At 48.6% G+C, this 15,126-nt stretch carries 11 protein-coding genes; all 11 read right to left on the bottom strand.

What is annotated here, in order from left to right:
- Nucleotides 1-26: 26 nt before the first annotated feature.
- Nucleotides 27-2,582 (bottom strand): non-ribosomal peptide synthetase, encoded by a 2,556-nt coding sequence (locus ACSR9A_RS03160; protein WP_473755550.1) that lies wholly within the window; start codon nucleotides 2,580-2,582, stop codon nucleotides 27-29.
- 58 nt (nucleotides 2,583-2,640) lie between these two features.
- Nucleotides 2,641-3,354 carry a thioesterase II family protein gene (locus ACSR9A_RS03155; protein ID WP_341282697.1) on the bottom strand — a complete coding sequence of 238 codons (714 nt, stop codon included), beginning with the start codon at nucleotides 3,352-3,354 and terminating at the stop codon, nucleotides 2,641-2,643.
- A gap of 9 nt (nucleotides 3,355-3,363) precedes the next feature.
- Entirely contained in the window at nucleotides 3,364-5,388 is a 2,025-nt protein-coding gene (locus ACSR9A_RS03150) for a carbamoyltransferase family protein (RefSeq protein WP_473755549.1), read from the bottom strand.
- Nucleotides 5,389-5,448: 60 nt separating this feature from the next.
- The gene (locus ACSR9A_RS03145) at nucleotides 5,449-7,479 is read right to left on the bottom strand and encodes a carbamoyltransferase family protein (RefSeq protein ID WP_473755548.1); all 2,031 of its coding nucleotides are present in this window, start codon (nucleotides 7,477-7,479) and stop codon (nucleotides 5,449-5,451) included.
- 62 nt (nucleotides 7,480-7,541) lie between these two features.
- Nucleotides 7,542-9,329: an ABC transporter ATP-binding protein gene (locus ACSR9A_RS03140; RefSeq protein WP_473755547.1), complete on the bottom strand. Its 1,788-nt coding sequence runs from the start codon at nucleotides 9,327-9,329 to the stop codon at nucleotides 7,542-7,544.
- 4 nt (nucleotides 9,330-9,333) lie between these two features.
- Nucleotides 9,334-11,118 carry an ABC transporter ATP-binding protein gene (locus ACSR9A_RS03135; protein WP_473755546.1) on the bottom strand — a complete coding sequence of 595 codons (1,785 nt, stop codon included), beginning with the start codon at nucleotides 11,116-11,118 and terminating at the stop codon, nucleotides 9,334-9,336.
- Nucleotides 11,119-11,174: 56 nt separating this feature from the next.
- Entirely contained in the window at nucleotides 11,175-11,447 is a 273-nt protein-coding gene (locus ACSR9A_RS03130) for a phosphopantetheine-binding protein (RefSeq protein ID WP_473755544.1), read from the bottom strand.
- Between the two features lie 45 nt (nucleotides 11,448-11,492).
- On the bottom strand, nucleotides 11,493-12,233 hold the full coding sequence (fabG, locus tag ACSR9A_RS03125; protein ID WP_473755543.1) for a 3-oxoacyl-[acyl-carrier-protein] reductase: 741 nt from the start codon (nucleotides 12,231-12,233) through the stop codon (nucleotides 11,493-11,495).
- 4 nt (nucleotides 12,234-12,237) lie between these two features.
- Nucleotides 12,238-13,413 carry a beta-ketoacyl-[acyl-carrier-protein] synthase family protein gene (locus tag ACSR9A_RS03120; RefSeq protein WP_473755542.1) on the bottom strand — a complete coding sequence of 392 codons (1,176 nt, stop codon included), beginning with the start codon at nucleotides 13,411-13,413 and terminating at the stop codon, nucleotides 12,238-12,240.
- A 55-nt stretch (nucleotides 13,414-13,468) separates the two neighbouring features.
- Nucleotides 13,469-13,891 (bottom strand): 3-hydroxyacyl-ACP dehydratase FabZ, encoded by a 423-nt coding sequence (fabZ, locus tag ACSR9A_RS03115; RefSeq protein WP_473755541.1) that lies wholly within the window; start codon nucleotides 13,889-13,891, stop codon nucleotides 13,469-13,471.
- Nucleotides 13,892-13,925: 34 nt separating this feature from the next.
- Nucleotides 13,926-15,125 carry a beta-ketoacyl-[acyl-carrier-protein] synthase family protein gene (locus ACSR9A_RS03110; RefSeq protein ID WP_473755539.1) on the bottom strand — a complete coding sequence of 400 codons (1,200 nt, stop codon included), beginning with the start codon at nucleotides 15,123-15,125 and terminating at the stop codon, nucleotides 13,926-13,928.
- Nucleotide 15,126 lies beyond the last annotated feature (1 nt).

The following is a 15,126-nucleotide window of genomic DNA, read 5'->3' as shown; positions in this document are numbered from 1 at the left end:
TCATCCCCCTGTTCTTCAGCGGTTCGCTAGACCGAAACCTTATCGCTATTCTCCACGATATCAGCGAGCAACAGCATGTATTGGGTAAAAAGCTCCTTTATTTTGTGCTCCTTCAGTTTTCGGGAGTTAAAGCCGCACAGCACCTCGACTTGCTCATCGTATTCTGCGAGCTCGATCACAAGATCAAACACTTCAAGCCATTGACCTTGCGTGGAGGCGGCATCTGCCTGAATAACGAAGAGCGGCAAAATCCGTAGCTCTTCACTTTGCTGGATGCGATCCAAATCCTTAGCGGCATAGACGGATTCATCTCCAACCTCATTGCCGCTGCGGTTTTCCAGCTTCGTTACAGCGAGCTCAATCAGCGTCTCCAAGGAATCTACCTCTGCAAAATCGATGGTCAGCAAGCGGAACTGATTTTCATCAGCCGCCACTTGAACATGAATCGTGTCCTCACCGGATGCCAGCTTCAGCAAATAAAGAAAACCGGACAACAGGACATGCTTGAGGTCCGTCTTCGCCTCATCAGCCATAGCTTGAAGCACGCTGCATGTTACGGTATCCAGCTCAGCCTCAAAGGCTGAAACGCCCTGACTGCCCTCCTTGTTAAAGTAGGCTTCATCCATGCTGACGGATGGTAGGCTTAGACTTCCGCCGCGGTCGATAAACGCAGTCAGCTTAGCAATCGTCGGATATTTGTACAGATCAGGCACGGATACGCTGCAGCCATGCCATTTTTCCAGTTCATCGGAGAGCTGGGTGAGAATCAGCGAGTTGCCTCCGCTTTCATTAAAATGGTCGTGGATACCAAGCTCCCGCCCCAGCAAGTCTTGGCAGAGCCTGAGCAGCAGCTGCTCTGTATTTTCGGAGGCAGCCTGCTTGCTTTTGATGCTCTCCATGTCACGAATAAGCGAGTCAAACTGCCCGCTCGTGTATTGCTCACCCAGCTTATAGCGCTGTATTTTTCCGCTCGTTGTTTTGGGTATGGATTTGACAGGGATAACATGGTCGACAAAGATGCCCATCTTCCGGTGAATATGCTGCTTGACCCGGCTGGCAAGCTCGCAGAACGCCTCCAGATTTTTACCTCTGTACAACAGGAACAGGCATGCTTCCTCCGTATCCGCGAGCTTCCCTTTCGTTCCGCAGGCTGCGACATTCCATAGCTCGACCCCGTCTATTTCCTCCGCCACTCTTTCAATGTCATGGGAGAAAACATTTTGCCCGTTGACGAACAATATGTCCTTTGCCCTTCCAACAACGACTAGCCGCCCATGAAGCAAAAATCCGATATCCGCTGTATTCAGCCAGCCATCTGCCAGCCTTTCAGCTGCTTCTGGTTCGTTATAGTAGCCTCGGGTGACGCTCGGCCCTTTAATTAAAATGTAACCGACCGTAGACATAGGAAGTGGACTGCCCTGTTCATCCGCAATCATAACTTCGCAGCTTTCAATGGAACCACCTACATCTACATAAAGCAGACTGTTTGGCTCCCCTCGCTCGAGCAAACGCACGGTCTCTCCTACTTGGAGAAATCTCCGGTCCACAGCCACAGACTTGAACGGCTCATGTTGAGGGGTGAAGCAAACGCCAACCGTTCCTTCGGCAAGCCCGTATGCCGGTCTCATGGCCGTCTGCGGGAGATTATACTTTGCCAGCTGCTCCATAAAACGCTCGCTAATTTCCGTTGATATGGGCTCTGCCCCGTTGCAAAGGCAGGAAAGGCCGGATAAATCCCAGCCGTAGTCATGCTCTTGATCGTAAAAGGCCAAAAAATATTTATAGCCGAAATTGGGACTGTACAGCATATTAATACGGTGCCTATTGGCCTTCTCTATCCACAGAAGCGGGTTAAGAATAAACAGCTTCGTCCGCATAATAAACTGCGAGGATTGTGTATAGGCATGCAGAAGATGCATCGCAATTAAACCCATGTCATGCGTGAGCGGCATCCAGCTTAATACCCGCCCACCTGCATCTAAATTCCATACTTTCTGCATGGCTGCGACGTTCGCCATAACGTTGCTATGGGTTAGCACCACACCTTTCGGGTCGCCCGTCGATCCAGAAGAGAACTGAATAAATGCAATATCCTCTGGTTCAGCCTCCACAAGATCCGCACTGCTCTCCCCTTTTAAGGACGCCGTGTTTATGAATTGGGCTTTCATGACGTCCACACTTGAACCACATTCCGGGTACTCCTCTGCAAATGAAGCCAAACCGTTCATCGTTGCTTCGCTGCCAATAATATGCGGGGTGCTTAGTTTGCCCCACACCTTATTCACCTTCAGCTTCGTTTCATCATTGGTTGCCACGGTTACTGGGACGGCGATAATCCGCCCCAGTATGCAAGCCCAGAAAACTTCAAGAAACAACCGGTTATCCTGTATTTGCAACAACAGCTCGTGGCCCGCCTGCACCCCGTGATGACGCAAATCCTGGAGCAGACATAGCGAACGCTCGTAAAGCTGGCGGTAGGAGACAAACTCTTCCTCGTCTGCCTCGTTGATAAATGTGATTCCCCGATCAACTATTTCACGGTTTGCTGCGAAAATATGATGCATGAGCTGCTGCTTGTACATAACCGCTGGCTCACCCCCATTCGTTTTATAGGTTCAGCGCAAAGGTCAATTCGCTCGCTTAGCGTACGCTGCTAAGCAAGGTGCGATTGATATGCTGAATGACCGTGTCAAAGCTGTCGTTAATATAAAAATGTCCGCCCATAAATTTATGAACTGAAAATTCGCCAGTCGTGTGCTTGCCCCATTCGGCAAAATCCCGCTTATTGACATCCCAGTCTTTCACGCCTGTCATCGCATTAATGGCTGTTGACAATGGCTCTCTGCTGCCGTCATAAACATAGGATTCCATCGCATAAAAATCGGCCCGCAATATTGGAAGGAATGCATCCGCAAGCAGCGGGTTTTCAAACAGCTCCGGAGATGTTCCTCCAAGCTCCAGCAGCCGCTCTTTAAGCTGCTCGTCTGGCGTACTTGGATTCACTAAATCCGGTCTTGTAATATGGGGAGCCCATCTGCCAGACACGAATATCATCGTAGGGTCATGACGTTTTTGTTCCCTCAGCTTATGCGACAATTCAAAAGCAAGCATACTACCCATGCTGTGGCCAAAAAAAGCATAAGGGCCATCGTCAATAATCTTGTCGATTTGCTCATACACGTCCTCAATCGCCTCATCAAAGGTGTTGTACAAAGGATCTCTTGGCCGGGCACCTCTGCCTGCAAGCTTCACAGGCACAAAGTCGATATGGTCGGGCATATGTTTTTTCCACTTGTAGTAGTACATGGACGAGGCACCGGCAAAAGGAAAGGCAAGCAGCTTCAGCTTCTTCATCCCGGCTCCTTAATGCTTAGCCGATAGGGCTGCCACGCGCTCGGATGGTCTGAGATGAACGAGCCGAAGCGACCAAAGCTCGATAAAATGCTCTGCTATTTCCGGTTTTGTCAGGGCAGTGCCGCCGAGTTCATCGGCAAGCTCGTCCAGCGATTTTTGGCCGTCTGAAAGCTCCAGCATGAGGAACACTTCCTCCGGTATCACTTTTTTGTATTTATCTCCAAAATGAAGCCTTACTTCATGGAGTGTGCGTTTCGTGCCCTCGGCGGAATAGCCAATCGATTTTTTTAATTCTGAATTGACCAGCCTCGTCGGCACCATATGCAAATAATCAGCCTTGTCTACTTCCTTTTTGTCTACCATATAATCGCCGATAGCCAAGTAGTGGATATTCGTCGTCAGGAAGCTTGCGATCGCATCCTCCTCCGAATCTACGATTGGCTCAACATTGTTGTTGAACGACGTGTTCAGCAAAATCGGCACCCCGGTCAATTTCCGGAATTCATTAATTAGCTCCCAATACCGTTCATTCGTTTCTTTTGATACCGTCTGAATGCGAGCGGTGCCATCGACATGTGTAACGGCTCCAAGCAGCGGCTGCTTATCCTCTTTTGTCATGAGTACAAAATTCATATACGAGTAAGGCGCTTTCGTACGCGGCATCTCATAGTAGTCGCCCACATGCTCTTCTAAAATCGATGGCGCAAACGGCCGGTAGCCCTCCCGTTTCTTCACCATCTCGTTAATAATGCTCTTGTTCTCCGCTGGCCTTGGATCAGCAAGAATGCTGCGGTTGCCTAGCGCGCGCGGACCAAATTCGGAGCGCCCCTGAACCCAACCAAAGACGGCCCCATCCGCAATTCGCTTGGCTGTCTCCTCGGCGATATTGTCCACCTTGCGGAAGCTGACGAAACGTTCCCACCGTTTTAAAATTTGCTCCAAGCCCTCATTGCCTTGAATTTCGCTTCCCCAATACAGATGCTGCAGCTTCTCCAGCGACTTGTCAGGCGCAAATTTATTGGATACGAACAAGGCACCGCCCAGCGCATTGCCTGCATCATGTGCAGCCGGCTGTACGAAAACCTCATCGAAAAGCCCCGCATAAAGTACTTTTCCATTCATGGAGCAGTTATGCGCTACACCGCCTGCCATGGCAAGCTTCGTATGTCCGGTTGCCTGCTGATAATGCGTTAGCATATGCATGACAATCGTTTCCAGCGCCTCCTGCAGGGAAGCGGCCAAATCCATATGCTCCTGAGTAATAGGACCGCCCTTCTTTCTTGGCGTCATAAAATCGAAAAGTGCAGTTGACCAGGCCAAATTAATTTTGAACTTGCCTTCGGGAAGCAGGACATATGCTTTTCTTAGCATCCGTCTGAATTTGCTTGGATCGCCATACGGCGCGAGTCCCATTACCTTGTATTCATCGTGCTGGTGATAGCCCAGCATGCGGATAACCGAAATATAGAAGGAGCCCAAGCTGTTTTCATTCGAGATGCGGTCAAGGATTTTGAAGCTCGTTCCTTCAGCACTAATAATATAGCCGGCGTAGCCCTCCTGCGATTCCCCATCAATCGTAACCGTCAAGCTGCGGTCAAAGCCGGACATGAAATGCGCGCTGGCTGCATGGCAAATGTGGTGGTCGACAAAAACGATATTATTCGGGTCGTATTTCGTGCCGTCAATCTGGTAAAAGAAATCAACCAGCAGCTCTCTCGTATTTTTATGCAAGGAGTCGCGATAGAAAAACTCATCCCGCACAAGCAGGTTGGTCTCCTGCTCTCTTGTCGTTATAACAACCTTATCAATATCTGCGAACGTAATGCCGAGCCGCTTCAAGCATAAATGGATCGTTTGCAGCGGAGCCTTGCCGGTATGCTTCACCCGGTTCAGCCTTTCTTCCTCTGAGGCGGCAATTACCACCCCGTCTTTAATAAGAACAGCAGCAGAGTCGTGCGCAATTCCGCCGTAGCCAAACACCTTCAAATCCTCATGCGGCAATTCTATGCCGCCATTAAGACCTAATACTAGCATGATCATCCTCCTATCTATTCTCTTTACTAGATTTTCCTGCTCCGCCTTTTACTGCATCCTTCAAACGGTAGCTAAAGCAATGGTTTCAAATGGACGCAAATGAATCAGCCGCAAAGACCATAAGTCTATCAATTCATCTACGATATCCTCTTCGGTCTTATTTCCGCAGTCTGCAAGCTCAACCAGCTCTGCCAGCGTCTTATCCCCGTCGGATAGCTCTAGCAGCCGGTACATCTCTTCCGATAACGCAGTCTTATATTTATCTCCAAAGTGGAGGCGTATTCCGTAACTGGTTTTCTTGCTTCCTTCGGCTGTATAGCCGACTGACTTCTTCAGCTCCGAGCTAAGCGGCCGTTTCGGCACAAACTTCATAAATTCTTCCTTGCCGACCGTTTTTTTATCAATGACGTAGTCTCCGATAATCAAGGTGTTAATATTGGTGGTCAGGAAGCTGACAATGGCGTCCTCTTCTGAATCTACAATCGGCTCCGCATTGTTGTTAAACGATGTATTCAGAAGCACCGGCACACCCGTCAGCTTGCGGAATTCATCAATTAAGTGCCAGTACCTCTCATTCGTTTCACGAGATACCGTTTGAATGCGCGCCGTGCCGTCAACGTGAGTGACCGCGCCGAGCAGCTCCTGCTTGTCCTCCCTTGTCTTCAGCACGAAATTCATGTAGGAGTAAGGGGCTTTTGTCTGCGGCAGCACATAATAATCGTCCGCATATTCTTCCAATATGGAAGGGGCAAACGGCCGGTAGCCCTCCCGTTTTTTCACCATGGCATTAATAATGCTTTTGTTTTCCACTGGACGCGGATCAGCCAATATGCTGCGGTTGCCTAGCGCCCGGGGGCCAAACTCCGAGCGTCCCTGCACCCAACCGATAACTGCTCCCTCCGCAATTAGCTTAGCCGCAACTTCGACAACATGATCTGCTTTGCGGTAGGTAACGAACCGATCCCATTGCTTCAAAATTTCCAGTATGCGATCATTGTTCTGAATATCGCTCCCCCAGTAAAGATGCCGCAGCGTTTCTGTCTGCAAGCTTGGAGCCAGCTTGCGGGACTGCAGCAGTGCTCCTCCAAGCGCATTGCCCGCATCATGTGCCGCAGGCTGCACGAACACCTCGTCGAATAAGCCGGAATACAAAATTTTTCCGTTTAGCGTACAGTTGTGCGCTACGCCACCAGCCATGCACAGCTTTTTTCGCCCAGTAGCCTGCTGAAAATGGGCGAGCATATGCATGACAACATTTTCGAGCGCTTCCTGAAGCGCAGCCGCGATGTCCTTATGCTCCTGGGTAAACAGTTCACCCTTCAACCGCGGGTTCGGCATTGAATCCATCAGCACATAATAGAAGCTTCTATTAAGCCGGAATTTCCCTTCTGGCAGCAAGGTGAACGCTTTCTTGAACAGCCTTCTGAATTTAGCAGGATCTCCATATGGAGCGAGCCCCATTACTTTATATTCATCATGAGTGGTATAGCCGAGAAATTCGATAATTTGCGTGTAAAAGGCCCCTAAGCTGTCATCGTTGGAAATATGGCTGAGCGCCTTGAGCGAAGTCCCTTCAGCATCAAGCACTATTCCAGCTTTCCCTTCCAAGGAAGCGCCATCTATTGTAACGACAAGCGCTTCATCAAAGCCGGACATATAATAGGCGCTCGCCGCATGACAATAGTGGTGGTTCTCAAACACTACATTCTCTTTATTAAAATCCGTATCAAAAAATTGCTTTAGTCGTTCGACCACCCACGCCTTTGGATCGCTGTACGGAAATTGTCGATACTGATGCCGGTGAGTAGTCGTTTCATATTTAAACTGGGTTTCCTCGCAGTAAAAGACGATTTTATCCACATCGTCCAAACGTATTCCACCCAGCTCCAGACAACGGCGAATCGATAAAATCGGCAGCTTTCCTGAGTGCTTAATTCGATTGAGACGTTCTTCCTCATAGGCGGCAACCACTTGCCCATTCTCAATTAATACAGCTGAAGCATCATGAACCTCTGAATTCAATATCGTTGTTACATATCCATCCTCATGAGGGAAATCGATTCCGCCGCTAATGCCAAGTATCCTCATCATTTCACCCTTCCTTATTTCTTTAAAATCTATCGAGCGGCAGCGTTGCCGCCAGCCTATAATACTTAAGCTTCCTGCTGCATCGCTTGTGGAAGCCACTCTTGCGTTCGCTTCTGTGTATGATGGAGGCGGCTGTATGCGCCACCAGCTGCCAGAAGCTCGTCATGCTTGCCCTGCTCCATAATCCTCCCGTGGTCAACGACTACAATCGTGTCCGCTTGCTCAATGGTGGATAGCCGGTGGGCGATGGCAATCGTCGTTTTCCCTTCCATCAGCCGCTCGATTCCTTGCTGGACCGCCAGCTCTGAATCGCTGTCAAGTGCTGAGGTTGCCTCGTCGAGCAGCAAAATAGGCGCATTTTTCAATATGGCTCTGGCAATGGCTATTCGCTGCTTTTGACCACCGGACAGCCTCACACCTCTTTCGCCAACCGCGGTGTTATAGCCATCTGTCTGCTCCGTAATAAAATCATGGGCAAAGGCTGCACGCGCTGCCTCTATAACCTCCTCAGCCGTCGCGTCCATTTTTCCGTAGCGAATATTTTGCTCGATCGTTCCTTCAAACAGATAGGGATCCTGAGAAACGTAAGCCATCCTATCCCTAAGCTCCTCAAGTGAATATTCCGCAAAGCTTTTGCCCGCAATTCGTATATCGCCGTCGGAGAATGGATAAAAACCAAGCAGCAGCTTCATTATCGTGCTTTTGCCGCCCCCGCTGGGCCCTACAAGCGCGACATGCTGTCCTTTGTCCACCTGAAGATTCAAGCGGTTTAGCACATTTTCGTCTTTGTGGTAGGCAAACGATACGTTTTTGAAATCAAGCATTTCATCTTCGTTTGAGCTTGCGACCGCAGCCTCCTTCGAGACAGCTGCATATCGCTCAGGTTCTTCTGCTACATCCAGCAGATCAAACACCCGGTCAGCCCCCGCCAGCGAGGATTGCAAGTTGGCCCAGAAAACGCCTAAATTGCGGAAGAGATTCGTTACGTTCTCCAGCAGTAAAATAACCCCTAGCAAGCTGCCGATTGTCAGCTGGCCGTTAATCAGCATAAAAGCTCCAATAATAAAAGCACCGCCATTATTGATCCACAGCAGAAAATAATTGGTGCTTGTTAAATAGGCGCTTTTTTTCGCTCGCAGTAAAAACAAGTTTGCAAGCCGAGTCGTCGTCTCCTTGTACTTGCGGTTCATCCCATCGACCATCTGAAACGTTCTGCTCACCTGAGTGCCAGCAACGAGATTCGTTAACCGCTCGAGCTGAACGCCGGACTGCTCCTGAATTTCGGTGCCAATCGTTCTAAACGGCTTTGCGTATCTTGAGTTCACATACGTAGACAGCAATCCTAAAAAAATCATGGCAACGGCAAATCTCCAGTCCAGATAAAACATAATAACGGCTGATATTGTCCCGGTAGCCATTAAGGAAAGAAGCGTAAGCGCTTCTCCAGAGAAGGCATTTTCCATCGTCTGCAGATCATTTGTAATTCTGGACAGGCTGTCACCACTATGGCTGTTCTCGTAATAAGTAACCGGAAGCTTCTCCATATGATGAAAAACGCGAAGCCGCATGCTGTTCATGATCGTCTTGACCGTTTTACCGTACCAATATTGGAAAAGGGGCGTTAGTATGCACATAGCAATGACGATGAGCATGAACTGGATGCTGAGCGTCATAACGGCAGCCATATTTTTCTCTGTTATCGCATCGAGAAAAGTAGAGACCAGCATGGCTGTAATAATTGATACGCTTGAGCTCATGAGACCGAAGCCCAGAAAACTGAGAATAAAAGCTAGTTTGCGCCGACCAAGCAATTGGGCAAGTCTCGCAATTTGTTGTTTATTGCTTTTTTTCAAGCAACTATGCCCCCTCTTGACCAAGCCCGTACGGCTGGTCTCCACGATTGCTTGCCTGATTGTTGTAAAGACGATGATAAGTGCCGTTTTTTGCAAGCAGCTCTTCATGTGTGCCGCTTTCTTCAATACGCCCCTCGTTCAGCACCAAAATGTGGTCTGCATTCATGACCGTAGAAAGGCGATGTGCGACTACCAGAACCGTTTTGTTTCGCATAATCCGGTTAATGGATTGTTGAACAAGCTGTTCGGATTCGGAATCAAGCGCCGAAGTCGCCTCATCCAGCAGCAAAATGGGAGCATCCTTTAATATGGCCCTGGCAATCGCTATCCGCTGCTTTTGTCCGCCGGACAGCTTTACTCCCCGTTCACCGACAAGCGTATCGTATCCTTGTGGAAGTACCCGAATAAATTCATGGATATTGGCAAGCTTAGCTGCGGTTTCTACGTCTTCTATGCGGTAGCCGTCATCCGTGCACGCAATATTTTCGGCGATGGAGCCTGGAAAAAGGAATGTATCCTGCGAAACATGTGAAATGAGCGCCCTTGCGGATGATAGCTTCCAATCGGTGAGCGGCTCGTTGTAAAGCTTGATTTGCCCACCCTTATAATCATAAAAACCGGTTATAAGTTTAAAGATGGTCGATTTGCCTGAACCGCTTGGCCCAACCAAGGCGACCGTTTTACCTTGCGGCAATGTAAAGCTGACCTCGTCAAGCACCTTCGAATGATCGTCATAGGAAAAAGTAACCTGTTTAAATTCAAGTGCAGGAGCTGATGCCGAAAGGTTTTCCGGCTGCTTGCCATCCATCCGTTCTGTTTCAGCATCCAGCAATTCAAAGAGATGATCGACAACGCCAGCTGTTATTTTGAATCGGCTAATCTGATTTGGAATTTCTCCCATCCCGGACACGAGATAATTAATGAACTGCACAAACGCGATTAAAGCGCCTATTAAAAGCTGTCCTTCGCTAACCAAATATCCGCCGAACAGAAAGAACACAACCAGCGGAGCCGTTCGGACAAATACACTGAGTGCCCCAATAGCAGCAACGCGTTTCTCGATTCTCAGAAAATGCTCAAGCAGCTTGTCAAGCAGCAGCTGGCACTTTTGATACACAACCTGTACCAGATTGTAAGACTTGATCATATAGATGCCGCCAATTGTATCTTGAACAACCGTGCTCATTTGAGCCATGCTTTGCTGCACATCTGCCGCATATTGATTTAACGGGCGGCTGATTTTTTCACTCAAAAAGGTCATGAACAGCAGCATGCCGAAGCAAAACAGCGTAAGCTGCCAATTCATATAAAACATAACCGCAATACAGGCAACGACCCGGACAATATGAAAAATAAGAGCGGCAAAATCATTGTAAATAAACCCTTCAATTTGATTGATGCTGTTCGTCATTCTGGAGCTAAAGTCGCCGGAGTGGCGAGCTTCCATATACGAAATAGGCAGTTTATTAATATGCTCGCTCACTTTATTTTTCAAATCTCGGGTTACAAAGGCGCTATAGCGTCCCGAAGAATAAACGCTGAAGAAATTCACAATGATGCCTGTCACTATAAAAAGGAGGATTAATTTTACAGCCTGCATCACGCCATCCATATCACCAGTCTGGGTGGACGAAAATAAAAGATTAATAATATAGATGAGCAAAATATCATTTGCCGCTATAATGACCGTGCTTATCAGCTTGAGCGCTACCCAAAACCGATAGGGCTTAAGGAAGACAAACAACCGGCGCATCGAAAAGAATGCAGAGTTACGGCTTGCTATTTGCATAAGTGCCCTCCACTATAGGGTAAGATTGCCGCACTGAGCCCCGCGAGCGGAGAAAATTAATGATCTTGCCCTTCTACTAGCTTTTGTACGCTTTCCTTAAACTGCCCCAAGGTAGCAAAATGATCGATAATTAAAATTTCATTTTCAAACTCGACATCAAATTCATTTTCCAAGGCTACGATTAATTTAACAAAGGAAATCGAGTTAAGGCCTACCGTTTCTAAATCCGATTGCAATACACTCTCATCAATCGTCAACAGCTCAATATTTTTTTGCAAAATTTCATTAAACCTCGCATTAAAATCCGCTACTTTTACTTCCCCACTCATCATTTAACCTCCCTAAAATCGTTCGTTTTCACTTTCAAGGCTGCCTTAAATCATTCCTCCATCGACAATAATCGTCTGTCCATATATGTAGCTTGCATCGTCAGAAGCTAGGAATAGGGCTACCTTTGCAATTTCATCAGCCTCGCCTAACCGGCCGCAGGCAATTTTATCAACAAAATGACGGCGCACGCGATCGGGAACTTTCCCGAGCATATCCGTAACGATATATCCTGGTGCAATGGCATTCACACGGATGTTTTTTCCGGAAACTTCCCTTGATAGTGATCGAGTCAAGCCAATAAGACCAGCCTTGGACGCGCTATAATTCGTCTGACTTGATGCACCAGCTAAAGCGGAAACGGAGGAAATATTCACGATGACTCCGCACCTCTTGCTGATCATCGAAGGCAGCACCGCTTTGCAGCAATTGTAGGCGCCCTTCAAATTTGTATTGATGACCTTATCCCAGGAGGATTCCTCCATCAGCATCAGAAAACCATCTTCCGTTACGCCCGCATTGTTGACCAGCACATCAATCTTTCCAAACTCCTGAACAGCCTCCTCGATTACAGCAAGCGTATTCATATGATCGGATACGTCCAGCGCGAACGCTTTCGCCTTGCCCCCATTTTCCTGCAGGGAAGCTTCCAGCTTCGCAGCTTCGTCCTCACTGCTGTTGTAGGTAAAGAGAACAGTAGCCCCTTCACTAGCAAAAGCCTGTACGATGGCGCACCCGATCCCTCTTGCTCCTCCGGTAATAAAGACGACTTTATTGGCAAATTTCAAAGGTTCACCTCCGGACTGTTCCAAGGATGACGCTGTGCAAGCATCCGTTGACATCATATCCATTTACTAATAAATATTCATAATCGCCTAAACGCGGCTCCTGATGGACGATATCCAGCTCTAAAGCGGCATCCGGCTCGGTGCAGCCTGCAGTTAAAGGCATGCTTCCTTTGGCAATGGCGAGGGCCCCTGCCGCGACATTCAACATAAACGAAGCCCCAAGCGTTTCGCCCGTTGCTCCCTTAATCGAAGAAACCGGTATGGAAGCGGCACGCTGACCAAAAACTTCATGAATGGCCCCGGCTTCCGCCTTGTCGGTATAACGTCCGCCTCCGGCAGCCATCAAAATGCCATCAATAACACTTGGAGAAATCGAGGCATGCTTGAGCGCCATATCCATCACACGAGCGAATAGCTTTGAATCCGCATCGGCACGGTCTTTGCCCAGGTAGCCTTTCCCTATTAAGCTTGCATATCCGACAACCTCGCAAACGATACGTTCCGGACTGCAGACTAACACGCTCTCTGTTTCAAGCAGCAATGCAGCGGCGCCCTCGGTCATTCTCGTTCCGCTTCTATTACGGTCTAGAGGTCTGCACAAATAGTTTTCATCCTTTGTGACGTAGGCCTGCTGCTGAAAGGATTCGAGCAGCTCTTGGCAATATTCCTCTACCCCGCCGCATAATATCGCATCTGCCTTACCGCTTTTGAGCAGATCAGATGCATAGGCAACCGCATTACTGCCCGTTAGTATAGTGCTCGCACCCTTCAGCTTTAAACTCAAGCAAACATGGCCGATTCCCGAGTTGTATACCGTACTTGCGAATACGGTGGGACTCACCATATCAACGCCACCTGAGACAATTTGATTGCTGAGGGCAAGGTTAGATACCAATGGACCATATCCTGTCGTAAAAACAGTGCCAATCCGGTTATGATCCAATTGCTCCTGCACGATCAACTCTTCATCAAGCACTTGTTTCGAGGCGCTCATGGTCAACCGTGAAAACCGATCCATCCGTCTGGCAACCCGATTTTCAATATTTTGCGGAATATCCACCGGCAGCTTAAGCTCATCTGGCCTCACTGCCGCCTGTGCGTTTATGCCTTCCCAAAATTCATCTGCACCGGACCCTGCACAGCTTATCGCTCCAACAGCCGTAACAAATATTTTATGCATATGGATTCTCCCAAATTTATGAATTATGCACTGCGGAATTAAATACCACTTTTATTTAATTGGAATAGCTTAAGGTCAGCAGTCCAGAAGCGACTATTTTATCGCCGACTGCAGCCGTACATTTAATCTGGTGAAAGATGTGGAAGGACTCAACTAATTCTGCTTCTACCGCAAATGTATCCCCCGGCACAACCGGATGCATGAACTTGATCTGGTTAACCGCGCTTAAATAAAATTTGTGGGCCGCAGGGCTCTCCTCGTTGTAAAAAATAAATCCGCCGACCTGCGCCATCGTCTCAATCATGAGAACGCCTGGATAAATAGGTTCATCGGGGAAATGTCCAACTGCCCACTGCTCATTAAAGCTTATATTTTTGTAGCCTTTGGAACGCTTCATGTAAAGGGCCTCAGTAATTCGGTCTACCATGACAAACGGGTAACGATGAGGCAGGCCTTTTGCAATATCAATGGTTTCCATCCCTGACAGCTCCCAGCATATGGTGTATGATGCCTTAGACCTTTCCGACAACTATACTTGCAGAATGGCCGAAGAAGGCGTATGAGTTGGACATCGCGTATTTGATTGACCGTTCCTCATAGTTCCCTTTAACAATCTGAAGGTGCTGAAAAGGTTCAGGCTGTTTCTTCAGAAATGCAGTTGGAGGCACAATGCCACGATCTATGGCAAGCAAGGTTGCCGCCAGCTCCACGCTTCCCGCAGCTCCCAAGCAGTGGCCCGTAACCGCCTTCGTTGAAGAAATCATAACCTGGGACGGCTTCTCCTCGGTTCCAAAAACCTTGGACAACGCTCTCATTTCCATTAGGTCATTCAGCTCGGTTGCTGTTCCATGGGCATTGACATAATCAATGTCTCCCGGCTGCAAGCCCGCATCCTCCAAAGCCATCCGCATCGTCCGTACAGCCCCTTCTCCTTCAGGATCGGGACTTGTAATATGATAGGCATCATTGCTTAAGCCGTATCCCAGCAGCTCGCCGTAGATGTGGGCTCCTCTTGCCTTCGCTCCATTCAGCGTCTCCACGATAAAAACGGCGGCTCCTTCGCCAAGCGACATGCCGTCCCTGTCCTTATCAAACGGCACACAGCCACCCAGACTCATGGACTGAAGGCTGTGAAACCCGGCAATGTAGTTATCCGATAAGGGCTCTGCTCCAACAACGACCATTAAATCAGCCATTCCGTTGCGAATAGCGTCTAGAGCGATTCCTGCTCCCGCAGTTCCAGCGGCACAGGCCGACATGGTTGTGTAGGCTTGGCCCCTTATGTCTACATACGAAACAATATTTGAAAGCATAGATGGAATTTCGATAAGCCCATCGGGGTCATTCCACTTCTGCTCCCGATTATTTTGAATATATCTCATCGTTTTAATATGGCCTGGGACAGATTCTGAAAGGGACAAGCCCGCTCTTGCTTCCAGCTTGCCAATATCCTCTTTCGTCAGTCCGCTGTCCGCCAAAGCTTCATCAAGTGCGGCATAAGTCATTTGAACGGCCCGTTCATCCTCTTCCATTTCTCGATACAGCTTGTCAACGCTGCCAGCTACCTCGCCGCTTACGCCAAGCTTTTTCAGCTTCTCGTGAGCCCGAAGTCCGCTGGCGCCATTCACAATTGACTGGAAGAAAGCTTCTCTGTTTGAGCCGCCTGGCGCGATGATTCCAATTCCGGTTACTACGGCTTGCGGTCTGCTCATT

The organism is Paenibacillus sp. R-74696 (assembly GCF_055814915.1).
Note: the sequence above shows the minus strand (reverse complement) of the source record. Positions and strands in the feature narration are given on the sequence as shown.